Source organism: Kitasatospora sp. NPDC058406, from assembly GCF_042722765.1.
In the GTDB taxonomy this organism is placed as follows: Bacteria; Actinomycetota; Actinomycetes; order Streptomycetales; family Streptomycetaceae; genus Kitasatospora.
This window is the reverse complement of sequence record NZ_JBHXKE010000082.1, coordinates 1-21,646: the sequence shown is the minus strand read 5'-3', so window position 1 is coordinate 21,646 and position 21,646 is coordinate 1. Positions and strand designations below refer to the sequence as shown.

The window sequence follows — 21,646 nt, the reverse complement described above, 5'->3', positions numbered from 1 at the left end:
TCACCATCGTCACCATGACCCGCAGCACCTCCGGCCCGACGTCCCCGACCACCGTGGTCAACCTCAAGGGCCACCGCGACGACCCCGCCTACGCCGACGTCGTCTACGTCGGCCGGGCGATGCACCGCGGCGGCTGGCACCTGGCCGCGTCGCCGCTGCACTGCCCGTGGCGGCCGGGGCCGGACCTGCCCAGGGAGCAGATGCTCGCCGACTACCGCGCCTACCTGCTCGCCCGTCCCGCCCTGCTCGCCCTCGTCCCCGGCCTCCGCGGCCACCGCCTGGGCTGCTGGTGCGCGCCGCTCCCCTGCCACGCCCAGGTCATCGCCGACCTCGCCGACCACGGCGTCCCCCGCCTGAGCGGGCCGGCGCCGCCGCACGCGGGGCCGGCCGTGCGGTTTGGATATCCTCCGTGGACAGTGCAGCGCAGTGCTGCCCCGGGGGGAACGAGTACCGAGCCATGCCGTCCGTACCGTCCGAACGTTCCGAGAGTGCCGGGCGCGAGCCCGGCGAGGCGTCCTGGCAGTGGGACGGTGAGGGCGGCGGCACCGACGGCGGGCGGGCGGACGTGCTCAGTGGCGGGGGCGGCGGGGAGCGCGGACCGGGGCCGAACCGGCGGCGGCTGCTGCTGGGTGCCGGGGTGCTGGCCGCGGGCGCCGCGGTCTGGGGGGTGTCGCGGTCGTCGGGCGGGCCGGAACCGGCGCCGCCGAAGCCGCTGCCGCTGCCGACCCGGGTCAACGGGCCGGAGCCGCTCTGGACGTACCGGGGACCCGCGCCCATGACGCCGCTGCGGCTCGACGGCCGGCCGAACGCTCCGGTCCACCTCTCCGGGGACGCCCTGCGGGTGCTCGACCGGGACACCGGCGCCGTGACCCGCACGATGGAGTTCCCGGTGTCCAAGGGCGCGCCGGCCGACAGCCCGGTGATCGTCGGCGCCGGTCGCGTCTTCACCACCTCGCCCGGCCACATCGACGCCCGCACGCTGATCGGCCCGTTCGCCGACTGGAGCATGCCGTTGCCCGAGGAGCTGGGCGACCGGGTCACCCTGCTCGGCTGCGACGGAAGCCTGCTCTACGGCCGGGCCGAGAGCCGCCCGCTCGGCCCGGGCGGCAGGCTGTTCGCGGTGAACGCCACCACGCACACCGTGGTCTGGTCCCGCCCGGCCGCCGAACGCGGCGAAGGTCTGGTCGCCGCCCTCGACTGGTCCGGTCGCCTCCTGGCCCGGGACTCGGACCCGACCGCCGGGGTCTCCCTGCTGGACGGCGCCACCGGCCGCCGGCTCTGGGGGGCGGCGGGCAGCGCGGCGTGGTCCGCGATCGACCTGGAGAACCTGTACCTCCCCGACGGGGCGGCCGGTGTGCGGGCCCTGCGCCACGCCGACGGCGTCCCGCGCTGGTCGATCGCCCCCGGCCAGGGCGAGGAGTGGCGCGCCCTGCCTCCGGTGAGCGACGGCACCCAGGTCTACGTCCTGCGGGACAACGGGCTGGTCACCGCGCATGCCGTGGCCACGGGCGAGCAGCTCTGGCGGCACGAGCTGCCGTTCCGCCTCGACCGCCGCACCCGCCCCGTGCTGGCCGGCGCCGAGCTGATCGTCCCCGGCCCGGCCGCCGACGGCCTCCACCACCTGGAGACCGTGTCCGGCCGGGAGTCCCGGAGCTTCACCGACTCCGGCCCCGGCGTCGACGTCTGGTCGGTCTTCACGGACGGCGCGAACCTCTACGGCGGCCACGACAGCGTCCTGTACGCCATGGGCCCGCTGCCCGTCCCGTGACTGTTCGCCGAGGACGAACGGCGGCTGGCCCGGCGCCCGCCCACCCCCACGGCAGGATGACCTCGTGGACGACTCCGTGAAGATTCGCCCGATCTCGTTCGACCGCCTCGTCGAGCTGCTCGCCGAACGGATCGCCGCCGCACCCGGGGCCGACGGGCGCCGGCAGCGGGTGGCCGTCGACGGGGCGGCGGCGGCCCGGCCCGGCGCGCTCGCCGACGCCCTGGTGGAGCCGCTGCGGCTGCGCGGCCGCCCGGCCCTGCGGGTCTCGGCGGCCGACTTCCTCCGCCCGGCCTCGGTCCGGCTGGAGTACGGCAAGCAGGACGCCGACGCCTTCCACGACCTCTGGCTCGACGACGGCGCCCTGGCGCGCGAGGTACTGGACCCGTTGGAGCCCGGCGGCACCGGCCGGGTGCTGCCGAGCCTGCGCGACCCGTCGACCGACCGTTCCACCCGCGCGCCGTACGTCACCCTGCCGCCCGGCGGCGTCCTACTGCTGGACGGTGCGCTGCTGCTCGGCCGGTGGCTGCCGCTGGAGCTGACCGTCCACCTGTCGCTCTCCCCGGCGGCGCTGGGCCGCCGCACCCCGCCCGAGGAGCGGTGGACGCTGCCGGCCTTCGCCCGCTACGAGGCGGAGACCGTCCCCACCGAGGCGGCCGACCTCACCGTCCGTGTCGACGACCCCCGCCACCCGGCCCTGGTCGAGCGCCCCTGACGCCGGACGGCCCGTTCACCGGCCGCGCCGTGCGCCCACCGGCCGGGCCGCCGGGGCCGGCCCGCGCTGGCAGTACGGGCACCAGAACGCCACCCGTTCCTGCGGCGGGACGCCCTGGCTCGCCGTCAGGACCTTCGTCCCGCAGCGCACGCACGGCCGGTCGGCCCGGCCGTAGACCCAGTGCTGGTGGCCGCGCCGGGTGTCCCCGGTGGTGACGTGGCCGGAGCGCAGCTTGTTGGCGTCGAGGAGCTGCCGGGCCCGGTCCACCAGCCGCTCGGGGCGGGTCAGTTCGCCGACCGGCGTCCACGGCGTGACACCGGCCAGGTAGCACAGCTCGTTGGCGTACACGTTGCCGATGCCGGCCAGGTTGCGCTGGTCGAGGAGGGCCTCGGCGAGCGGCCGGACGGGGTGGGCGAGCAGGCGGCGGACCGCCTCCGCCGGGTCCCAGCCGGAGCCGAGCAGGTCGGGTCCGAGGTGGCCGACGGCCCGCTCCTCGTCCCGGGTGCGGAGCAGCTCGACGACGGGCAGCCGGTAGCCGACGGCGGTGCCGCGTTCGGTCCCCAGAACGGCCCGGATCTGCCAGGCCGGTCCGCCGGCCCAGCGTTGGCCGGGGCGGTAGACCTCCCAGCGGCCGTCCATCCGCAGGTGGGTGTGGAGGGTGAGGCCGCCCGCCAGGCGGGTCAGCAGGTGCTTGCCCCGCGGGGCGACCTCCAGCACCCGGCGGCCGGTCAGGTCGGCGGTGGCGTGCGCGGGCACCCGCAGGTCCGCGGTGGTCAGCAGCTGTCCGGCGAGGGCCTCGTGCAGGCGGGCCGCCGCGCGGTAGACGGAGTCACCTTCTGGCATGCCTCCATCGTGCCTCCGTACGGCGGCCCGCCGCACGCCCGGCTACGCGGCGGTGCCCGCGCCGGCGGCCCCTTCGCGGACGACGACCACCGGGCAGGGCGCGTGCTCGGTGAGGTGGCGGCTCACCGAGCCGAGCAGCGCTCCCGAGAACCCGCCGAGGCCGCGGCTGCCGACGACGAGCAGCGCAGCTCCCGCGGCGGCCTCCAGCAGTGTCTGCGCGGCGTTGCCGGGCCTGACCGACTCGGCGATCCGGACGCCGGGGTCGTCACCGACGACGCGGGTGACGCTCTCCGCGAGCGTCTTCCCGGCGAGTTCCTCGGGGTTGAAGTCGGGGGCCGGCACGCCCGCCCCGATCCAGCCGTAGAAGGCCGGGTACTCCCAGGCCGCGATGGCCTGGACGGTGCCGCCGACCAGCCGGGCGTAGTCGACGCCCCAGCGCAGGGCCTGCTCCGAGGCGGGCGAGCCGTCCACGCCGACGACGATCCGGGGGTTCGCGCTGTTGGCCATACCGCTGCTCCTTGCTCGACTGCTCTCCCGACTGCACTGCTGTCCCCTCGAACATAGATCAAAGCGGACAAACAGTCGCCATTTGCCACGCCGGGAGCCCCGAATGCTTTCGAACCCTGTGCGATCCGGGCCCGGTGCCGAGGAAGTCCAGGACGACCGGGCAGCCGGACCGCCGGACCGCCCGTCGGGCTGCCGGCCGGCCGGGCCGAAACGGCACCGGCGGGTGCGCGGCCCGATGGCCGTGCACCCGCCGGTGTTCCGGGCGGCGGTCGCCGCGGACCGTCAGGTCCGGTAGGCGGCCCAGGAGCTGGCCATCCTGGCGACCTGACCGGCGGTGAACTGCGTCATGCAGGAGTCGTACGTGTAGTCCATGAAGTTGTGGATCGGGTCGACCCCGGTGGTGGTGCAGGTGTCACGGCCGGCCGGGCACTGGTACGCGGCGCTCTTCTCGGCCGGGGTGTCCGAGACGTAGTCGCCCTGGCCGCTGCAGCCGCCCTGGAAGGTGTGGTAGAGCCCGAGCCAGTGGCCGACCTCGTGGGTGGCGGTGTCGCCCTCGTTGTAGTTGGTGGCCGAGCCGCCGGGGAACGAGGTGTCCAGGACGACCACGCCGTCGTCGGTCGGGTTGGACTGGTAGGAGCTGGGGAAGGTCGCCCAGCCGAGCAGCGACTGGCCGAGCTTGGCGGTGTAGAGGTTGAGGGCTCCCGCCTTGCCCTTGCGCAGCGCGCTCTTCATCGACCGCTCGGCGGAGGAGCCCGGGGTGATGCCGTTGTACCAGGTGGCGTTGTCGGTGTAGTCCGTGCCGGCCAGCTGGAACTGGAACTGGCTGGGGGCGTTGCCCGCACCCTGACCGCCGTACGCGGCGTTCAGGACGGCGATCTGCTTGGTGATCGTGGCGGCCGACAGCTTGCCGGTGGTCCCGGAGTGGACGACGTGCACGTACACCGGGACGGTCGTGGTGGCCGCCAGCGTGCCGGGGGCGAGCAGGGCGTTGCCCCCCGGGGAGAGCGCCAGCTGGGTGACCCGGGCCTGGAGTTCGGCGTCCATGGCCTTGGCCTGGGCGTCGCTGACGGCGTTGGGCTCCTGGCCGGCGGAACCGCCGGCGGGCTTGCGCGCGGCGGCGTCCTGGCTCGCGTCACCGGTGCACTCGGCGGCGGCGACCGGGGCCCCGGGGGCCGCGGTGGCGGTGGAGAACGTGGAGGGGGCGGCGAACTGGGTGAGTCCGAGGGCCGCGGTGAGGGCGGCCGCACCGAGGAACCTTGCGGCGGCACGCGAGGGCACGCGAGCAGAACGACGCATCTGCGCTCCTGAGGGGGAGTTGTGGGGGACGGCGGTTGAGGGGGGCCGCCGAGCTCAGGCTACGCAGAGTCGCGTGTACGCGTCAGACTCGTTCCGGCCTGGAACTTCTGACGACATATCAGACATAATCCGGAAGTTTGAGCGGTCCGACCCGGCCGCACATCGAGCATTTCCCGTCGCGCGCATGCGCACAGTACCGGCCCCGGTCTGTCCGAAAGTTGACGCCCCGTCGGCTCCGTGGAGCGGCGACGGCCCTCGCCGAGACTACGACGCCACGAAGACGATCTCCCGGAGGGCGCGCGCACCGGCCCGGTCGAGTACCACCGCCGAGGCGCAGCCGGCCGGCGGCTCCCCCGTCCCCGCCAGCCGTCGGCGCAGCCGCCGGCCGGCCTCCCGGTGCCGCGCGAAGGCGTACGCGGAGACCGCCTGGCCCCGGGCCTGCTGCCCCTCGCGGGCCTCCTCTGCGCTGGCGTCCAGCAGGATCAGGTGCACCCGCCTCCCCTGCCGCGCGGCCTCCCGGACCAGCCACTGCCGGACGTGCGGCACCGCCCCGCAGTCGTGCACCGCGAGCGGGCCGCCCGCCAGCACCGCGCGCCGCAGCCGACGGTAGTGGGCCACCCGGACCACCGGCCGGTAGACCGCGTAGGGCAGCCAGCCGGGCACCCGGGCCGCGTACTCCTCGCGGACCTGCTGCGAGTCGACCAGCAGGGTGCGGACGCAGCGGCGCATCAGCGTGCTCTTCCCGCTGCCGGGCAGCCCGGAGACCACCAGCAGGTCCCCCGCCGGGTAGTGCAGCACGGCCGGCCGGGCCCGGCCCTGCCGGAGGTCCTGCAGCCCGCGGGGGCGCAGCACCGTCCCGGCGGGCTCCGGCGACACCCCTCGACAGGCCGTCCGCGGCGCCGGCACCCTGGCGCCGGACTCGCCCCCGGCCTCGGGCGGCGCGACCGCGGCGACGGGCCCGGCCGGTGCCCCCGCGGTCGCGCCCGCCGGCGCCCCGGGCCCGGACTCGCCGCCGGTCCCGTTCCCCGACCGACTCACCGGCTCCGCCCCGGGCCCGGCCGCGGGCCCGGAATCGGCCGGTCCGGACAGGTCCGGCATCCCCAAGACCCTGACGTCCGCCATCGGCTCTCCCCCTGACTCCCCGCCGGCCCGAACGCTGCCCGGCTCCGTCTCCCGAAGAGCCTTCCCCCTTCAAGAGAAAGTAAAGACTAGTGGTCAGCCCCGGTCCGGGCCGAGTCCTTTACCGCTCCAGGAACGTCACAGAAGCGCACCGGGCACGTCACAGCGCCCCGGCCGGGCACGGCTGGGCCGGAGGCCCGGGGAGGCTCGGCGACCCCCCGGGACGCGTGGCGGCGGCTCCCCCGGCGCCGGGGCGCGCGTCCGGTGGAGCCGCCGGGCCGCGGCCGGACTCAGCCCAGCTGCGGGGCGATCCGGGAGGCGATCAGCTCCAGGTGGTCCAGGTCGTCCAGGTCCAGGATCTGCAGGTAGACCCGCCGGCTGCCGACGGCGGCGAACCGGCCGAGCCGCTCCACCACCTCGTCGGGCGTGCCGGCCAGGCCGTTGGCCTTCAGCTCGTCCACGTCACGGCCGATCGCCGCGGCCCGGCGGGCCACCTCGGCGTCGTCCCGCCCGACGCAGGCGACCAGGGCGTTGGAGTACACCAGGTCGTCGGCCTGCCGCCCGGCCCGCTCGACGGCCGCGCGGACCCGGCCGAACTGGGCGGCGCTCTCCTCGACCGAGACGAACGGCAGGTTGAACTCGTCCGCGAAGCGGGCGGCCAGCGCCGGCGTGCGGGTCGGGCCCTTGCCGCCGACCAGGACCGGGATCTTCTGCTGGACCGGCTTCGGCAGCGCGGGCGAGTCGGTCAGCCGGTAGTACTCCCCGGCGAAGTCGAAGGTCTCCCCGAGCTTGGTGTTCCACAGCCCGGTGACGATCGCCAGCTGCTCCTCCAGCCGCCCGAACTTCTCCTTCGGGAAGGGGATGCCGTACGCGCTGTGCTCCTCCTCGTACCAGCCGGCGCCGAGGCCGAACTCGACCCGGCCGCCGCTCATCGCGTCGACCTGGGCGACCTGGATGGCGAGCACGCCGGGCAGCCGGAAGGTGGCGGCGGTCATCAGGGTGCCGAGGCGGATGGTGCTGGTGTCCCGGGCCAGGCCGGCCAGGGTGATCCAGGCGTCGGTCGGGCCGGGCAGGCCGCTGACGTCGCCCATCTTCAGGTAGTGGTCGGAGCGGAAGAAGGCGCTGAAGGCACCCAGCTCCTCGGCGGTCCGGGCCACCCGGAGCAGGGTGTCGTAGTCGGCGCCCTGCTGGGGTTCGGTGAAGATTCGAAGATCCATACCGGCCATTCTGGTACAGACCACCCCGTGCTCATACCCGTTTCACCGATTCCGGCGGCGGTCGGGCCGGTGAACGGCCGGCGACCGGAGCGGCGCCGGGGCCGGGACGGCGGGAGTCCGGCCCGGGGACCGGGCGCCGACGGCCGAGGTGACCGGGCCGGGGCCCCGACGGGCTCGGACGGCCGGGCCGCGGGGTGGCCAAGGTCTCAACACGGAACCGCAACGAGGGGCCGTTCCCGCCGCCCCGCTCGCCTACCGTGGACGGATGTTCGCCACGCCCGACGGATCCCACCGGGGTTCCCCCGACGACTCCGACCCCTCCCACCGGCCGGCCGGCTGTCCGCTGCCCGGGATCGTCGCCGCCTTCACCCCCCGGCTCGCCGAGTTCGCCTTCGAGCCGGGCTTCGTGGCGGCGGTCGACCAGCACACCGCCGAGCTGCGCGAGCTGCTGTACGCGCAGGGGCCGGAGCTTTCGCCCCGGCCCCTCGACCGCGAGGAGCTGTCGGACTACGCGCTGGGCTTCCTCGACGCGCTCACCGAGATCGGCTGGCGCGAACCGGTCGGGTACGACTTCGCCGTGTACCGGCTGACCGCGATCTGCTGGCTGGTCCGGGAGCAGGGTCTGCTGCCCGCCTGAGTCCGGCACGCGCGGTGACCCGCCCGCCGGGCCCGGTCACCGCGCGGCGACCGGACCCGGCGGACCGGCGCTCAGCCCGACTGCCCGCCCGGCCGGCCCGGGTCGATGCCCGGAGCCGGCGGTCCGGCCGGGGTGGCCGGGCGGACCGGCTGGTTGGCCAGCGCGTCCTCCCGGCCCGCCTGGTACGCGTTGCCGCGCAGCTTGGCGGTCTCCTTCTCGGCACCGTCCAGCCACCGCTCCCAGCGCTGGCGCATCGGAATGATCAGACCGCCGCCCACGCCGACCACCAGGATCCCGGCGACCGAGGCGAGCACCGCGATCAGCAGCGGACCGGTGATGGCGGTGGCGATGCCCGCCTGGCCGAGCGCCGCGATCACACCGAGGGCGACGATGAAGGCCCAGGCGACGGTGGCCACCGTCCGCCCGTAGGCGGCGCCGGCGAGCGCGTTGCGGACGATGTCGCGGACGGCGTTGGCGATGGCCATCGCCACCACCACGATGACCACGGCCACGATGCCCTTGGGCAGCCAGCCGACGATGCCGTTGATCATCACGCTGATCGGGTTGGGGCCGAAGACGCCGAAGGCGAGCTGGAGCGCCATGAGCAGGATCGCGTAGTAGACGATCTTGCAGACGATCCCGGTCATGTCGTACTTGGAGCCGCTCAGGTACCGGGCGATCCCGCCGCGCTCCGCCACCTTCTCCGACCCGATCCGGCGCAGCCCCCGGTCCAGCAGTTTCGCGATGGCCTTGGCCACGAACCAGCCGATGACCAGGATCACCAGAAAGGCGATGAACTGCGGAATAAACTTGGCGACTTTCGACCAGGCTTCGGTGAATCCCGATCCGAAGTCGACAGATAGTGCGAGCTGCTGAGCCACGAAGTCCTCCACTCGGCGACGCTGCGCCCTGAGCGGCGCGCGGAACACCCCCACCCTTCGTGGATAGCAGCTCCACCGGCCGCCCGCGCGCGCCCGGCACCGGCGCTGAGCCGCCCGGGTGAACCCGACGGCCCCACCCGGCGCGTACAGTTGCGGTCCACGAAACGGACGGCGAAAGCGGTACAGGGTGGGCGGCAACGGTACGGGCGGACACCGGGCGCTGGTCTGGCAGGAGCGGCCCGAGCAGCCGGGCGCCGCGGTGCTGGTGCTGCACGGCGGCGAGGAACACAATCTCTCCCGGCCCGGCCGGATCAACCCGCCCGGCCTGCGGATGGCCGGCTTCGTCCGCGCGCTGCGCCGCGAGACGGCCGGCGCGGGCGTGGCGATCGGCACCGTCCGTTACCGCCACCGGGGCTGGAACGGCGAGCGCGCCGACGCCGCCCGCGACACCCGCGCCGCCCTCGACGACCTCGCCGAGGAGCTGGGCAAGGTCCCCACCGTCCTGATCGGCCACTCGATGGGCGGCCGCGCCGCCCTGCGCACCGGCGGTCACCCCCAGGTCAGCGGCATCGTCGCCCTCGCCCCCTGGTGCCCCGCCGAGGACCCCTGCGAGCAGCTCGCCGGCCGCGACGTCCTGATGCTGCACGGCGACCGCGACCGGGTCACCTCCCCCGCCGACACGCTCGCCTTCGCCGCCCGCAGCCGCGCCGCCGGGGCCCGGGTCTGCGGCTACACCGTCCTCGGCAGCGGCCACGCCCTGCTCCAGCGGGCCGGCGACTGGCACCGCGCCGCCGCCCGTCTCTCCGCCGGACTGCTCCGCCTGCGCGACCTGCCGCCGGAGGTCACGGCCGCCCTGGCCCTGCCCGCCGACGCCACCACCGCCCTCGGCCTCCCGCTCCCCGCCCAGCCCCGCACCGCGGCGCCCCGCCACCCGGCCCAGCCCCTCCCCACGGACGCCTGAGGACCGCCCCGGCCCACCCGCTCCCCGGTCCGGACGAAGCCGCCCGGCCCCGCCGGGGCGCCGAGTGACCGGAGCACCACTCGGTCCCGTACCGTCCGCGACCCTGCGCGACTGCGCCGTGATGATCACCGTCGCCGGCGGCTTCCGCGGCAGCGGCTTCCTCGTGGCCCCCGGCCTGGCCGTCACCGCCGCGCACGTCCTCCGCGGGAACGGCCGCCCGGGCTCCGCGACCGGCCCGGTGGCCGTCCGGCACGCGTCCGGGGAGTCCCCGGTCACCACGGAGGACACCCGCGTCGACCCGGCCTCCGGGAGGGCGCAGCTCGTCGAGGCCGACCACAGCCGGACCTCGGACCCCCTCGCGGTCCTGTCCGTCTCCGGGCCGGTCCTGGAACTGATCCGGGAGCGGCTCGGCGGCCAGTGGAGCACCGGCTTCACCGAAGTCCCCCCGGCCGGGGCGGATCCGCGCACGGGCGGCACGACCCACACCTTCACCGGCAGCACCCTGCTCCTGGGCCGGGCCCTGGCCGGCTCCGCGGGGGGAGACCGGCCCGGCCCGTGGTGACGGGCCCCGGCCGCTGCGCGACCGGTCAGCCCTCGGCGGTCAGGCCAGCCGCTCGATCAGTTCGGCGGCGAGCGGAGCGGCGGAGGCGGGGTTCTGGCCGGTGACCAGGTTGCGGTCGACGACCACGTGCGGGGCCCACGGCTCGCCCTCCTGGACCAGGACGCCGGCCTCGGTGAGGCGGTCCTGGAGCAGCCACTTCGCCCGGTCCGCGAAACCGGCCTGGGTCTCCTCGGCGTTGGTGAACGCGGCGACCCGGTAACCGGCGAAGGCGTTGGCGCCGCCCGCCGTCGTGGCGGCCAGCAGGGCGGCCGGGCCGTGGCAGACCACGCCCAGCGGCTTGCCCGAGGCGAGGGCGTCGGCAAGCAGCCGGCCGGAGACCGGGTCGACCGCGAGGTCCTCCATCGGCCCGTGGCCACCCGGGTAGAACACGGCGTCGTAGTCGTCCGCACGCACGTCCTCCAGCCGGACCGGACGCTGCAGCCCGGTGAACGCGGCGAGGGTCGCGGCGACGTGGTCGGCGCCCTCCTGGCCACCGTTGACCTCGGGGGCCAGGCTGCCCCGGTCCACGGTCGGGACGACCCCGCCCGGGGTGGCGACGGTCACCTCGTGGCCCGCCGCCCGGAACGCCTCGTACGGGGCGGCGGCCTCCTCCGCCCAGTAGCCGGTGGGGTGCTTGGTGCCGTCGGCCAGCGTCCAGTGGTCGGCGCCGGTCATCACGAAGAGGATCTTCGACATCGGGTTGCTCCGAAGGGGTTCAGAGGGAAGGGGTTCAGGGGGGAGCGGACCCGGGTGTGACGGGGTGACGCTCCGCGGTTCCCGACGCGCCGGGCCCGGACCGCCCGTGCGGCGACGGGCCGTCAGCGCGGTGACGAGATCGACAGTAGGGCGGCGTCGCGCGCGGGACCAATGGAGAATCCGATGTCCGGTATCGGGATCCCGATGGCCGCCGGGGGCCCGACCGGACCGGTGACCCCCGGGTGGCGGTCCCCGGACTGGCCCGATGCCCAGCTCCATGATCAACTCCCGCGCGGCCGACAGCGCGGCCGCGCCGGCCGTGGCGGCCGCGCCGGCCGTGGCGGCCGTCCTGCTCGGCGCGTCCGCGACGGCGTGCGACGCCCTCGACACACCGGCCTCACCTCCGGGGACCGTCGCGGCCCTCGCCGTGACCCCGGCCGTACCCGCTCCGCCGACGACCCCCGCCACGGCCCCCGCCACAGAGCCCCCGGCGACTTCCCCGACGCCCCGCCCCACGGAGCCCGGGAGCACCCCGACCCCGAGCGCCCCGGCCGGAGGCACCCCGCCGAAGAAGCCCGCCTCCCCCTCCGCCCCGGCCACGCCCACCCGGCCGAGCGCCCCGCGCACGACCCCGCCGGCGGCGGACGCGGGCGGGGGCGCCGACTCGCCCGGGCGGCACGACGGCAGCGCTTACGACAACCTCTCGCCCGAGGGCAAGGCGGCCCACGACACCCAGAACTGCGCGCAGATCCCCGGGAAGAGGAAGGGCAGCTGCAACGAACCGCACCGCAGGTGCAAGGAGCACGGCGCCACCGCGACCTCCGCCGCCGGTGCGGCACTCACCTGCCGGACGGCCTCCTGGGACGGCCGTCTGGGCTGCCTGGCCGCCGGGGAGTGATCCCGCGACCGGGGCCCCCGGCCGGGCGAGGACCGCGCCGGGGGCCCCGGACCGGCATCCGTCAGCCCGTGCAGGTGGTGGCGGGCTTCTCGTCCAGGAAGCCGTACTTGAGGAGGGAGGACACGTAGTACGGGTCCGTGCCCAGCTCCGCGGGCTTCAGGGCGGCGTCCTCCTTCAGCCACTGCTGGACACCGCCGCCGGGCTGGGCGAAGGCGGCCGCGATGTGCCCCTGAAGGACCTTGAACTCCTTCACCACCACGTAGCAGTGGTAACTGTCCTGGGGCACGCCCTGCGCGTCCGGGATCGGGTTGAGGCTGTCCGGCGGGATCGCCCGCGCGGAGTACGCGGTGCCGGCCGTGGACAGGTAGCGCCCGCCGGCGGATCCGAAGCGGTCGAGCTTCGTGTCCTTCGGCACCGTCGCCACGGCCTGGTCGACCGTGCCGTTGACCTCGCGGAACCCGTCCGCCGCCGGGTACTTCCAGTCCAGGCCGTCGCGGTACCAGGAGAGGAACTGCTGGGGCGTCAGCCCGCCGAAGCGGTAGTAGCCGTTGAGCAACTTGCCGACCGGTCCGGTCGGCAGGGTCCGGGGGCCCAACTCCTTGAACCCGCAGTAGAACTTCTTCTTGTCGTCGTCGGTGGGCCGGTACTGCTCCCTCGGACAGTCCGTGGGCTCCGCCTCCACGGAGGCCACCGCGGCGGCGGCGCTCTGGGTGGCGGCCGTACCCGTCACCAGCAGGGCTGCGGCCATGGAGAGGGCGGCAAGGGTTCGAGAACGCATGGAGCGATGCCTCCGGGTGGTGGTCAGAGACCAGGGTCGGCGCGGGAGCGCGGAACGGCTCTGTCAGCACCGGAAGTTACACATCACCACGACATCACTTCGTGGGCGAAACGCTCCGGCGCCCACCCTTCACCCGTTCGGCAGCTCGGGCCGACGGGACCGGCGCGAGCACGTGCGGAGGCCGTCCGGCCCGGGCCGGCGGTCGACCGGGCGGGCGAGCGACGAGCCCCCCGGGCCGGGCCGCCGGTCGACCGGGCGGGCGGGCGTGGCGGCCGGCGCGCCGATCTCGACGGTGCCCCCGCTGTTCGTCCTCGCCCTGCCGGGCAGACACATCGTGGGGCCGCACCGCTCAGCCGTCCCGCTCGCGCCCGCTCACGCCGTTCTCACCGATGGGAGCACCCGCCATGGCAGATCCCCACCCGTCCGCCCCCCACCCGCCCGACCCCCACCCGCCCGCCGCCGTCCCCCGGTTCCCGGCCGGCTTCCTCTGGGGCGCGGCCACCTCCGCCTACCAGGTGGAGGGCGCCGCCGCCGAGGACGGCCGCACCCCGTCGATCTGGGACACCTTCTGCCGCGTCCCGGGCAGGGTCCACCGGGGCCAGACCGGCGACGTCGCGACCGACCACTACCACCGCTACCGCGACGACGTCCGGCTGATGGCCGAACTCGGTCTCACCGCCTACCGGTTCTCGGTCTCCTGGCCGCGCGTCCGACCCACCGGGCGCGGCCCCGCCTCACAGCGCGGTCTGGACTTCTACCGCCGCCTCGCCGACGAGCTGCTCACCGCCGGGATCACCCCGGTCGCCACGCTCTACCACTGGGACCTGCCGGAGGAGTTGGAGGCGGCCGGCGGCTGGCCGGAGCGCGCCACCGCCGAGCGGTTCGCCGAGTACGCCGCGCTGGTCGGCGAGGCCGTCGGCGACCGGGTCCACCGGTGGACGACCCTCAACGAGCCCTGGTGCAGCGCCTTCCTGGGGTACGGCTCCGGCGTCCACGCCCCCGGCCGCACCGACCCGGTGGCCGCCCTGCGCGCCGCCCACCACCTCAACCTGGGCCACGGCCTGGCCGTCCAGGCCCTGCGCGCCGCTCTGCCGGCCGGGGCCCTGCTGTCGGTGGCGCTCAATCTGCACGCGGTGCGCCCGCTCACCCCGTCCGCGCCGGACCGGGACGCGGCACGCCGGATCGACGCCGTCGGCAACCGCGTCTTCCTCGGGCCGATGCTGGAGGGCGCGTACCCCAAGGACCTGCTGGACGACACCGCCCGGCTCACCGACTGGTCCTTCGTCCGGCCCGGCGACCCGGCGACGGTCCACCAGCCACTGGACTGGCTGGGCGTCAACTACTACACGACCACCGTGGTCTCCGCGACCACCGAGGGGACGGAACCCGCGCGCCAGGACGGCCACGGCGGCGGCCAGGCCTCCCCCTGGCCGGGCGCGGACCGGGTGGGCTTCCACCGGGCACCGGGCGACGTCACCGCGATGGACTGGGCGGTCGACCCGTCCGGCCTGCACGAGCTGCTGACCGGGCTGGCCCGGCGGTACACGGGGCTGCCGCTCGCGGTCACCGAGAACGGCGCGGCCTACGAGGACGAGGTCGGCGCGGACGGCGCGGTCGACGATCCCCACCGCGCCGCCTACGTGCGCGCCCACCTGGCGGCGGTGCACCGGGCCGTCACCGACGGCGCGGACGTGCGCGGCTACTTCCTGTGGTCCCTGCTGGACAACTTCGAGTGGGCGTACGGGTACGAGAAGCGGTTCGGGCTGGTCCACGTCGACCCCCGGACCCTGGCCAGGACCCCGAAGTCCAGCGCCCACTGGTACGGGCGGGTCGCCCGCAGCGGCGAACTGCTCCCCCTCGACGGGGCGTAGCCGGCTCCCGGCCTCCGGGGCCGCGACGGCCGGGCACGGGCCGGCCGGGGTCCTCTCACGGACGGGCGGGCACCAGGGCGGTGAGGACCCGCCGGGTCTTGCTCTCGGGGTTCCCTGAGAGCAAGACCCCCCGGTCCCGTACGGCCGATTCGAGCTTCCGCTGCTTGCGCGCGACCCGTTCCGCGAACGCGTCGGGTTCCTCGTCCTCCTTGGGCTTGACCCGGATCGAGACTTCGAGGAAGTCCAGACCGCCGACCGCCCACCGCTCCAGGTCGGCCTCCAGGTCGTCGAGCGGCACGTCCTCGCCCTTGGTGGAGGCGATCGGGCCCAGTGCGACGAGTCCGTCGATCCGCACGCCGGGTGCGCACCCGCGGAGGAACTCCCGCTGCCGGACGCCGAGCGGTGCGGCGGCGTCCGCCCCGGGCGCCACCGCGTCCAGCAGCGCCGCCTGCGGGTGCGTGCCCGTCGCGGACGCCGCGAGCGTCCGGCGACTCCCCGCCAGGTCCTCCTCGATCCGGTACTCGAACGACTCCTCCTCGAACGGGCGGGTGAACGGCCCGACCAGCTGTTCCCCGGTGCACGGGCGCAGCTTGACGGTCAGCTCGTCCGGGGTGTCGCCGCTCCGGAGGCGCACGATCACCCCGCCGTCCAGCAGGGGCAGTCGTCCGTCGGCGACGCCGTCGCGGTCCTCGGCGAACCAGATGAGTCGCTTCCGCGTACCGCCCCGGGGTTCACCCAGGGCCGCCAGGGCCTCCTGGACGTCGCCGTCGACATTGACCTTGATCTCGACCGGAAGGATCATCACCTTGCTCCCGTCACGCACCGTCACACGTCGCCGGGAGAGGCCGGTGCCGGGCCGGGGTCGGGCTGTTCACGGGACACGCCCGGAGGCTCGGTGACGATTCCCCCGCGCTCACGCAGCCGCACGGGTCCAGGATATCCGCGCCGCCCTGGACCGCAGTTCGGCGGGCCCGGGGGCCCTGCGTCGCGGGCCGCCGCTGCTGCCGCCCCGGGCCCGGCGCTGGTGCAGGCGGGTGGCGCGCGGCCGTCCGGCGTGAGGGCGGCGGCGATCGGGGGCAGGCGTCCCTCATGGTGCAGATCGGATACACGATGATGACCGAGCAGCGAGCCCCCCGTGACCTGGTCGCGGACGTGGTGCGCGCCGAGCAGGCCGGGTTCGACTTCTCGGTGATCTCGGACCACTACTTCCCCTGGCTGGACGAGCAGGGCCACGCGCCCTACGCCTGGGCGGTGCTCGGAGCCGCCGCGCAGGCCACCTCCCGGATCCCGCTGATGACCTACGTGACCTGCCCGACGTTCCGCTACCACCCGGCGGTGGTGGCCCAGAAGGCCGCCACCCTGCAGCTGCTGTCCGAGGGCCGCTTCCGGCTCGGCCTGGGCAGCGGGGAGAACCTCAATGAGCACGTGGTCGGCCAGGGCTGGCCGAGCGCCACGGTGCGCCACGCGATGCTCGCGGAGGCGGTGGAGATCATCCGGGCGCTCTTCGACGGCGGGTACGTGACCCGGCACGGCCAGTACTTCGACGTCGAGGGCGCGCGACTGTGGGACCTTCCGGACGTGCCGCCGCCGATCGGGGTGGCGGTGTCCGGGCCCGCCTCCGGGAAGCTGGCCGGCCGGCTGGCCGACCTGGTGATCGCCGTCGAGCCCGACCCGGCCCTGATCGCCGGGTTCGCGCGGCACGGCGGGGCCGGCAAGCCCGCGGTGGGCCAGTTGCCGGTCTGCTGGGACCGGGACCGGGACGCCGCCGTACGACGGGCGCACGAGCAGTTCCGTTGGTTCGGCGGCGGTTGGAAGGTCAACGCGGAACTGCCGGGCACCGCGGGTTTCTCGGCCGCGAGCCGGTTCGTCCGGCCCGAGGACGTCGCCGAAGCCGTTCCCTGCGGCGACCGGGTCGAGGACTTCGTGGAGGCGGTGCGCCCGTTCGTGACCGCCGGGTTCGGGGAGGTCGCCCTCGTCCAGGTCGGCGGCGAGAGCCAACCGGCTTTCCTGGACTGGGCCGAGGGCACGCTGCTGCCGGCGTTGCGCGCCGCGTTCTGAGCGCGGCGGCCCGGGGGGCGCCCGCCCGGCGGGTCGCGGGGCCGGGGGCCACGGCGCCGGAGGCTTCCGGGGCCGGGGGCTGCCGGCTCCCCGGCTACGGAACGTCGAACTCGGCCCAGACCACCTTGCCGGGGCGGCCGGCGAGCGGCGCGTGCCCCCACCGGCCGACGAGCAGCGCGACGGCGTGCAGGCCGTGACCGCCGAGCTGTCCGGGCGCGTGCGGCACGCGCGGCCGGGGCGGCGCGTCGGAACCGTCCAGCACCTCGATGCGGAGGATGTGCGCGGTGGCGGACAGGACCAGCTGGTCCGGCCCCCCGGCGTACCGGCAGGCGTTGGTGACCAGCTCGGAGACGACGAGCAGCACGTCGTCGGCCCGCGCCTGCTGATCGGGGTCGGTGGTCGGCAACCAGCCCCAGTCCTCCAGGGCCGACCGGGCGTGGTCCCGGCAGCGCCCGACCACCCCCGGACCGCCGCCCGGGGTCAGCCTGCGGGTCTGCCCCGTGGCCGGAAGCCCGGACAGGACCGGCCGGCTCATCGTCCGGTACTCACTGATGCTCATCTGTCCTCACTCCGACGCGACCCTTGCGACCCTTGCGACCCCCTGCGGCACCCTGCGACCGGAGGGACCGGGTGACGCGCCCGGCCCGCCGACCACGGCCCGCCACCCGCGGGGGTCTTGTGCCCCGAGGTGCTCCGGAAACACCGCCCGGTGACCGGCCGGGCGCGTCGCGGGACCCGTCGCGGGGCCGTCGCGGGGCCGTCGCGGGGCCCGCCGCCCGGCACGTCCGGCACGGCCGGCGGTGCAGCCGGGGACGGGGCGAAAACGGTCGCCGCCACCGAAACACCTCCGAATCGTGGAGGAAAAGTGAAGATCGAGTGGTCATCTGGCAAAGGTAGGTCTGTTCGGGTCGAGGCCGGGCACGTGAGTCCCGTCGTCACCCGCGAATGATCATCAGCAGAGGAGAGAGAGCATGCCGACCGTCGTGTCCCGCCCTTCGACCACTGCCCGCACCCACCGCCCTTCGGCCCCCGGCGCGGTCGGACCTGTCTCGACCGGTGACGAGGTGACCTGCCCGGCCGACCTCGCCCGGGTCGCCGAGCAACTGGGAATCGCCGCCACCCTGCCCTCGGCCACGTGCCCGGCCGACGCGCGCGAGCTGTCCAGGGCGCTGTTCGCCCGGCTGCGCGCGGCCGAGGAGGGCACCGCCGAGTACTCGTACGTGCGCGGCACCCTGATCGAGCTCAACATGGCGCTGGTGAAGTTCGCGGCGAGCCGGTTCACCCACCGCAAGGAGCCGATCGAGGACATCGTCCAGGTCGGCACGATCGGCCTCATCAAGGCCATCGACCGCTTCGACCCGTCCTTCGAGGTCGAGTTCTCCACGTTCGCGCTGCCCACCATCAGCGGGGAGATCAAGCGGTTCTTCCGTGACACCGGCTGGATGGTGCACGTGCCGCGCCGCCTCCAGGAGCTTCGCCTGGTGCTGGCCAAGACCAGCGACGCCATGGAGCAGGTGCTGGACCGCGTCCCCACCCCCGGCGAGCTGGCCGCGCACCTGGACCTCACCGAGGACGAGGTGCGCGAGGGCCTGATCGCCTCCCAGGCGCAGAGCGCCGGCTCCCTCGACGCCCCCGCGCCCGGCAACGGCGGGGCGGACGGGGGCGACGCGCTGGGCGACCGGATCGCGCAGGAGGAGAGCGCCTACGAGACCGTGCTCTGCCTGGAGACCCTCAAGCCGCTCATCGCCGCCCTGCCCGAGCGCGACCGCACCATCCTGTCGCTGCGGTTCGGGGCCGAGCTGACCCAGCTGGAGATAGGCCGGCGGCTGGGCATCTCGCAGATGCACGTGTCCCGGCTGCTCACCCGCATCCTGTCCGGTCTGCGCGCCGAGCTGCTGGCCGAGGCCTGACGGCGCCGGGGGGCGGCCCACCGTCCCCCCGGGCGTGAAACCGCGATCCGCGGGCAGGCGCCCACCATGAGTGGCGAACAGATGGAGAGGGAACGGAAGTACGACGGCGGACGGCCGCTCCGGCGGTTCGAGGACCTGCCGGGCGTCGCCCGGGTCGTGCCCGGCGAACCGCACGACCTGGACGCCGTCTACTACGACACCCCGGACCTGCGGCTGCTGCGCCGGCGCATCACCCTGCGCCGGCGCACCGGCGGCAAGGACGCCGGCTGGCACCTCAAGCTGCCCCGTGACGGGGACACCCGCGAGGAGATCGCGGAACCGCTCGACGCCGGTGCACCCGGCCAGGTGCCGTCGGCACTGACGCCGAGGCTGGCGGTGTTCGTGCGGGGCGGCGCGCTCGCACCCGTCGCGCACCTGCACACCCGCCGGCGCCGCGAGCTCCTGCTCGACACGGCGGGGACCACGCTCGCCGAGATCGCCGAGGACCGCGTCACCGGCCAGGTCTTCGACCGGCCGCGGACGCCGCGCGGGAGCGGCTCCGCGCCCGGCGCCGGCCGGGCCGCCGGCACCCCCACCCAGCTGACCGCCTGGACCGAGACCGAGGTCGAGCTGGCGGAGGGCGGCACCGCACTCCTCGACGACGTCGAGGCCGCGTTCACGGCGGCGGGCGGGAGCCGCTCCCGCTACCCGTCCAAGCTCGCCCGGGCACTGGACGAAACCCGGCAGCAGGCCCCGGACCGGGTGCCACTGCGCCCCGGAACGCCCGGCGCGGTGGTGGGCGCCGCCCTCCGCGAGCAGGTCGGGACGCTGATCGCGCTGGACCCGCGGGTGCGCCTGGACGAGCCGGACGCGGTGCACCGCATGCGGGTCGCGGCCCGGCGGCTCCGCAGCCTCCTCAAGGCCCACCGCCGGCTGTTCGACCGCGGGCGCGTCGAGGAACTGGCCGCCGAGCTGCGGTGGCTCGGACGGTCGCTGGGCCTGGCGCGGGATCAGGAGGTGCTCGGCGAGCAGCTGGTCGCCGCAGTGGACGAGCTGCCCCCGGAGGTGCCGCGCGGCGACCTGCGCGCCCGGCTCGCGGCGCGGTACGCCGACCGGTACCGGGAGGCCTGGGAGCACGCGGTGACCGATCTCACCACCCCGCGCTACTTCGCCCTCCTCGACGCGCTGGAGGCCTTCGCCGACGATCCGCCCCTCACCGGGAAGGGCCGCGGCGGCGACGCCGCCGGGCAGCTGTCCCGCGCACTGCGCCGGGAACAGCGCCGGACGGTGGAGCGGCTCGACGCCGCGCTCGCGACCGCCCCCGGGCCCGAGCGCGACGGCGCGTTGCACCATGCGCGCAAGGCGGCCAAGCGGGCCCGCTACACGGCGGACAGCGTCCGCCCGGTCTCCGCCGGGCGCGCCGAGAGGTTCTCCCTGCGGATGAAGGCCCTGCAGCGGGCCCTCGGGGACCACCAGGACACCGTGATCGCCCGCGGGGCCCTCCTGGACGCGGGGACCGGACCCTCGGACGGTGACGCTCACGCGTTCGCCTACGGGGTGCTGTACGGACTCCGGCGGGACGCCGCCCGGGCGGCCGAGGAGCGCCTGCCCGACCTGTACCGCCGGGCCCGCGGGCGCAAGCTCACCGACCTCGGCTAGCCGGCGGCGGGCAGCTCGTCGATCACGGTTCTCCGGCGCGTGACCGCCCCCGGACGGCCCCGGTCGGACGTGGGCCCGGTCACTTTCCGTCGGTGCTACGGGAGTCGCCCTCGGCCGAACGGGTGCGGTACGGTCCGGAACGGTACGGACAGGTGCCTGACACGGCTTCGGCGCGGCCCTTTGGTCGGACGTGCGGCCGGATCGGGTGTTGACTGCGACGGGCCGTGCGGCCTGTCGCCCTACAGAGGAAGGCGACGTCCTCGATGGCTGGCACGACGAAGCCCCAGGCTCAGCACGCGGCCGACGGCGGCACGGCGCAGGTCGGTGAACCGGATCTGCGGCGCCTCCTGGCCGGGCTGACGGCCGTGCGCGACGGAGACTTCGGCACCCGCCTTCCCGACGACGCCGACGGCCTGTTGGGCGAGATCGCCACCGTGTTCAACGGCATGGTCGACCAGCTCTCCCTCTTCACCTCCGAGGTGACCCGGGTCGCCCGCGAGGTCGGCACCGAGGGCCGGCTCGGCGGCCAGGCCGAGGTGCCCGCCGTGTCGGGGACGTGGAAGGACCTGACCGACTCGGTCAACGCGATGGCCGGCAACCTCACCAGCCAGGTCCGCGACATCGCCCAGATCGCCACCGCCGTCGCCAAGGGCGACCTCTCGCAGAAGATCACCGTCACCGCGCGCGGCGAGATCCTCGAACTCAAGAACACCGTCAACACGATGGTCGACCAGCTGTCCTCCTTCGCCGACGAGGTGACCCGGGTCGCCCGCGAGGTCGGCACCGAGGGCATCCTGGGCGGCCAGGCCGACGTCAAGGGCGTGTCGGGCACCTGGCGCGACCTGACCGACTCGGTCAACTTCATGGCGGGCAACCTCACCGCCCAGGTCCGTTCCATCGCCCAGGTGGCCACCGCCGTCGCGGAGGGCGACCTCTCGCAGAAGATCACCGTCACCGCGCGCGGCGAGATCCTCGAACTCAAGACCACCATCAACACGATGGTCGACCAGCTGAGCGCCTTCGCCGCCGAGGTCACCCGGGTCGCCCGCGAGGTCGGCACCGAGGGCAACCTCGGCGGCCAGGCCACCGTCCGGGGTGCCTCCGGCACCTGGAAGGACCTCACCGACAACGTCAACGTGATGGCCTCCAACCTGACCGGACAGGTCCGCTCCATCGCCCAGGTGGCCACCGCCGTCGCCAAGGGCGACCTCTCGCAGAAGATCAACGTGGAGGCCAAGGGCGAGGTCGCGGCGCT

The 21,646-nt window shown here is 75.3% G+C and carries 21 protein-coding genes and 1 pseudogene; 12 read left to right on the top strand and 10 right to left on the bottom strand.

Going from position 1 to position 21,646, the window contains the following annotated elements; genetic code table 11:
- Window positions 1-14: 14 nt before the first annotated feature.
- From ACFWOG_RS18115 to ACFWOG_RS18105, 3 genes and pseudogenes are all read left to right on the top strand, one after another.
- Window positions 15-344, top strand: a pseudogene (locus ACFWOG_RS18115) (DUF4326 domain-containing protein); the annotation flags it as partial.
- A gap of 113 nt (window positions 345-457) precedes the next feature.
- Complete coding sequence (locus tag ACFWOG_RS18110; protein ID WP_380359582.1) at window positions 458-1,768, top strand: PQQ-binding-like beta-propeller repeat protein; 1,311 nt, start codon at window positions 458-460, stop codon at window positions 1,766-1,768.
- A gap of 76 nt (window positions 1,769-1,844) precedes the next feature.
- On the top strand, window positions 1,845-2,480 hold the full coding sequence (locus ACFWOG_RS18105) for a uridine kinase (protein ID WP_380359594.1): 636 nt from the start codon (window positions 1,845-1,847) through the stop codon (window positions 2,478-2,480).
- 15 nt (window positions 2,481-2,495) lie between these two features.
- On the opposite strand, the gene ACFWOG_RS18100 is transcribed toward ACFWOG_RS18105, so the two are convergent.
- From ACFWOG_RS18100 to ACFWOG_RS18080, 5 genes are all read right to left on the bottom strand, one after another.
- Window positions 2,496-3,323, bottom strand: coding sequence for a DNA-formamidopyrimidine glycosylase family protein (locus ACFWOG_RS18100; protein WP_329881774.1), 828 nt, complete (start codon window positions 3,321-3,323; stop codon window positions 2,496-2,498).
- A 42-nt stretch (window positions 3,324-3,365) separates the two neighbouring features.
- Complete coding sequence (locus ACFWOG_RS18095; protein ID WP_380359580.1) at window positions 3,366-3,830, bottom strand: universal stress protein; 465 nt, start codon at window positions 3,828-3,830, stop codon at window positions 3,366-3,368.
- Window positions 3,831-4,112: 282 nt separating this feature from the next.
- On the bottom strand, window positions 4,113-5,126 hold the full coding sequence (locus ACFWOG_RS18090; protein ID WP_380359578.1) for a zinc metalloprotease: 1,014 nt from the start codon (window positions 5,124-5,126) through the stop codon (window positions 4,113-4,115).
- A gap of 264 nt (window positions 5,127-5,390) precedes the next feature.
- Entirely contained in the window at window positions 5,391-6,002 is a 612-nt protein-coding gene (locus ACFWOG_RS18085) for an AAA family ATPase (protein WP_380359576.1), read from the bottom strand.
- A gap of 533 nt (window positions 6,003-6,535) precedes the next feature.
- Window positions 6,536-7,462 carry an LLM class F420-dependent oxidoreductase gene (locus tag ACFWOG_RS18080; protein WP_329881770.1) on the bottom strand — a complete coding sequence of 309 codons (927 nt, stop codon included), beginning with the start codon at window positions 7,460-7,462 and terminating at the stop codon, window positions 6,536-6,538.
- 265 nt (window positions 7,463-7,727) lie between these two features.
- Between ACFWOG_RS18080 and ACFWOG_RS18075 the strand changes: the two genes are divergently transcribed.
- A complete protein-coding gene (locus ACFWOG_RS18075; RefSeq protein ID WP_329951143.1) occupies window positions 7,728-8,099 on the top strand; it encodes a DUF6401 family natural product biosynthesis protein in 372 nt (123 codons plus the stop codon).
- A gap of 71 nt (window positions 8,100-8,170) precedes the next feature.
- Here ACFWOG_RS18075 and ACFWOG_RS18070 read toward each other — a convergent pair whose 3' ends face one another.
- Window positions 8,171-8,980 carry a hypothetical protein gene (locus ACFWOG_RS18070; protein WP_329951144.1) on the bottom strand — a complete coding sequence of 270 codons (810 nt, stop codon included), beginning with the start codon at window positions 8,978-8,980 and terminating at the stop codon, window positions 8,171-8,173.
- A 187-nt stretch (window positions 8,981-9,167) separates the two neighbouring features.
- On the opposite strand from ACFWOG_RS18070, the gene ACFWOG_RS18065 reads away from it, so the two are divergent.
- Together ACFWOG_RS18065 and ACFWOG_RS18060 are read left to right on the top strand one after the other, a co-directional pair.
- Window positions 9,168-9,941, top strand: a complete 774-nt coding sequence (locus tag ACFWOG_RS18065) for a serine aminopeptidase domain-containing protein (protein ID WP_355404177.1) — start codon at window positions 9,168-9,170, stop codon at window positions 9,939-9,941.
- A 64-nt stretch (window positions 9,942-10,005) separates the two neighbouring features.
- Window positions 10,006-10,503 carry a hypothetical protein gene (locus tag ACFWOG_RS18060; RefSeq protein ID WP_380359573.1) on the top strand — a complete coding sequence of 166 codons (498 nt, stop codon included), beginning with the start codon at window positions 10,006-10,008 and terminating at the stop codon, window positions 10,501-10,503.
- Window positions 10,504-10,542: 39 nt separating this feature from the next.
- On the opposite strand, the gene ACFWOG_RS18055 is transcribed toward ACFWOG_RS18060, so the two are convergent.
- The gene (locus ACFWOG_RS18055; protein ID WP_329951147.1) at window positions 10,543-11,238 is read right to left on the bottom strand and encodes a type 1 glutamine amidotransferase domain-containing protein; all 696 of its coding nucleotides are present in this window, start codon (window positions 11,236-11,238) and stop codon (window positions 10,543-10,545) included.
- A 265-nt stretch (window positions 11,239-11,503) separates the two neighbouring features.
- Here ACFWOG_RS18055 and ACFWOG_RS18050 point away from each other — a divergent pair, with 265 nt between their 5' ends.
- Window positions 11,504-12,136, top strand: coding sequence for a hypothetical protein (locus ACFWOG_RS18050; protein WP_380359571.1), 633 nt, complete (start codon window positions 11,504-11,506; stop codon window positions 12,134-12,136).
- Window positions 12,137-12,197: 61 nt separating this feature from the next.
- Here the strand turns inward: ACFWOG_RS18050 and ACFWOG_RS18045 are convergent, their stop codons facing one another.
- On the bottom strand, window positions 12,198-12,914 hold the full coding sequence (locus tag ACFWOG_RS18045) for a TNT domain-containing protein (RefSeq protein WP_329951149.1): 717 nt from the start codon (window positions 12,912-12,914) through the stop codon (window positions 12,198-12,200).
- Between the two features lie 404 nt (window positions 12,915-13,318).
- On the opposite strand from ACFWOG_RS18045, the gene ACFWOG_RS18040 reads away from it, so the two are divergent.
- Window positions 13,319-14,785 (top strand): GH1 family beta-glucosidase, encoded by a 1,467-nt coding sequence (locus ACFWOG_RS18040; protein ID WP_380359569.1) that lies wholly within the window; start codon window positions 13,319-13,321, stop codon window positions 14,783-14,785.
- 55 nt (window positions 14,786-14,840) lie between these two features.
- Here ACFWOG_RS18040 and ACFWOG_RS18035 read toward each other — a convergent pair whose 3' ends face one another.
- Entirely contained in the window at window positions 14,841-15,587 is a 747-nt protein-coding gene (locus ACFWOG_RS18035) for a hypothetical protein (protein ID WP_380359567.1), read from the bottom strand.
- Between the two features lie 287 nt (window positions 15,588-15,874).
- Between ACFWOG_RS18035 and ACFWOG_RS18030 the strand changes: the two genes are divergently transcribed.
- A complete protein-coding gene (locus ACFWOG_RS18030; protein WP_329951152.1) occupies window positions 15,875-16,843 on the top strand; it encodes an LLM class F420-dependent oxidoreductase in 969 nt (322 codons plus the stop codon).
- Window positions 16,844-16,937: 94 nt separating this feature from the next.
- Here ACFWOG_RS18030 and ACFWOG_RS18025 read toward each other — a convergent pair whose 3' ends face one another.
- Window positions 16,938-17,402, bottom strand: coding sequence for an ATP-binding protein (locus ACFWOG_RS18025; RefSeq protein WP_380359565.1), 465 nt, complete (start codon window positions 17,400-17,402; stop codon window positions 16,938-16,940).
- 412 nt (window positions 17,403-17,814) lie between these two features.
- Between ACFWOG_RS18025 and ACFWOG_RS18020 the strand changes: the two genes are divergently transcribed.
- From ACFWOG_RS18020 to ACFWOG_RS18010, 3 genes are all read left to right on the top strand, one after another.
- Window positions 17,815-18,753 carry a SigB/SigF/SigG family RNA polymerase sigma factor gene (locus tag ACFWOG_RS18020; protein WP_329881754.1) on the top strand — a complete coding sequence of 313 codons (939 nt, stop codon included), beginning with the start codon at window positions 17,815-17,817 and terminating at the stop codon, window positions 18,751-18,753.
- Window positions 18,754-18,819: 66 nt separating this feature from the next.
- Entirely contained in the window at window positions 18,820-20,391 is a 1,572-nt protein-coding gene (locus tag ACFWOG_RS18015; protein WP_380359563.1) for a CHAD domain-containing protein, read from the top strand.
- Window positions 20,392-20,654: 263 nt separating this feature from the next.
- Window positions 20,655-21,646: HAMP domain-containing protein (locus ACFWOG_RS18010; RefSeq protein WP_380359561.1), on the top strand; the 992-nt coding region annotated here is incomplete at its 3' end.

Excerpts from the sequence above, each read along its gene's own strand:
- ACFWOG_RS18055 (WP_329951147.1), bottom strand. The coding sequence starts at position 11,238 with ATGTCGAAGATCCTCTTCGTGATGACCGGCGCCGACCACTGGACGCTG.
- ACFWOG_RS18035 (WP_380359567.1), bottom strand. The coding sequence starts at position 15,587 with ATGATCCTTCCGGTCGAGATCAAGGTCAATGTCGACGGCGACGTCCAG.
- ACFWOG_RS18015 (WP_380359563.1), top strand. The coding sequence starts at position 18,820 with ATGAGTGGCGAACAGATGGAGAGGGAACGGAAGTACGACGGCGGACGG.
- ACFWOG_RS18080 (WP_329881770.1), bottom strand. The coding sequence starts at position 7,462 with ATGGATCTTCGAATCTTCACCGAACCCCAGCAGGGCGCCGACTACGAC.
- ACFWOG_RS18110 (WP_380359582.1), top strand. The coding sequence starts at position 458 with ATGCCGTCCGTACCGTCCGAACGTTCCGAGAGTGCCGGGCGCGAGCCC.
- ACFWOG_RS18040 (WP_380359569.1), top strand. The coding sequence starts at position 13,319 with ATGGCAGATCCCCACCCGTCCGCCCCCCACCCGCCCGACCCCCACCCG.
- ACFWOG_RS18095 (WP_380359580.1), bottom strand. The coding sequence starts at position 3,830 with ATGGCCAACAGCGCGAACCCCCGGATCGTCGTCGGCGTGGACGGCTCG.
- ACFWOG_RS18075 (WP_329951143.1), top strand. The coding sequence starts at position 7,728 with ATGTTCGCCACGCCCGACGGATCCCACCGGGGTTCCCCCGACGACTCC.
- ACFWOG_RS18045 (WP_329951149.1), bottom strand. The coding sequence starts at position 12,914 with ATGCGTTCTCGAACCCTTGCCGCCCTCTCCATGGCCGCAGCCCTGCTG.
- ACFWOG_RS18025 (WP_380359565.1), bottom strand. The coding sequence starts at position 17,402 with ATGAGCATCAGTGAGTACCGGACGATGAGCCGGCCGGTCCTGTCCGGG.
- ACFWOG_RS18090 (WP_380359578.1), bottom strand. The coding sequence starts at position 5,126 with ATGCGTCGTTCTGCTCGCGTGCCCTCGCGTGCCGCCGCAAGGTTCCTC.
- ACFWOG_RS18020 (WP_329881754.1), top strand. The coding sequence starts at position 17,815 with ATGCCGACCGTCGTGTCCCGCCCTTCGACCACTGCCCGCACCCACCGC.
- ACFWOG_RS18030 (WP_329951152.1), top strand. The coding sequence starts at position 15,875 with ATGGTGCAGATCGGATACACGATGATGACCGAGCAGCGAGCCCCCCGT.
- ACFWOG_RS18100 (WP_329881774.1), bottom strand. The coding sequence starts at position 3,323 with ATGCCAGAAGGTGACTCCGTCTACCGCGCGGCGGCCCGCCTGCACGAG.
- ACFWOG_RS18050 (WP_380359571.1), top strand. The coding sequence starts at position 11,504 with ATGCCCAGCTCCATGATCAACTCCCGCGCGGCCGACAGCGCGGCCGCG.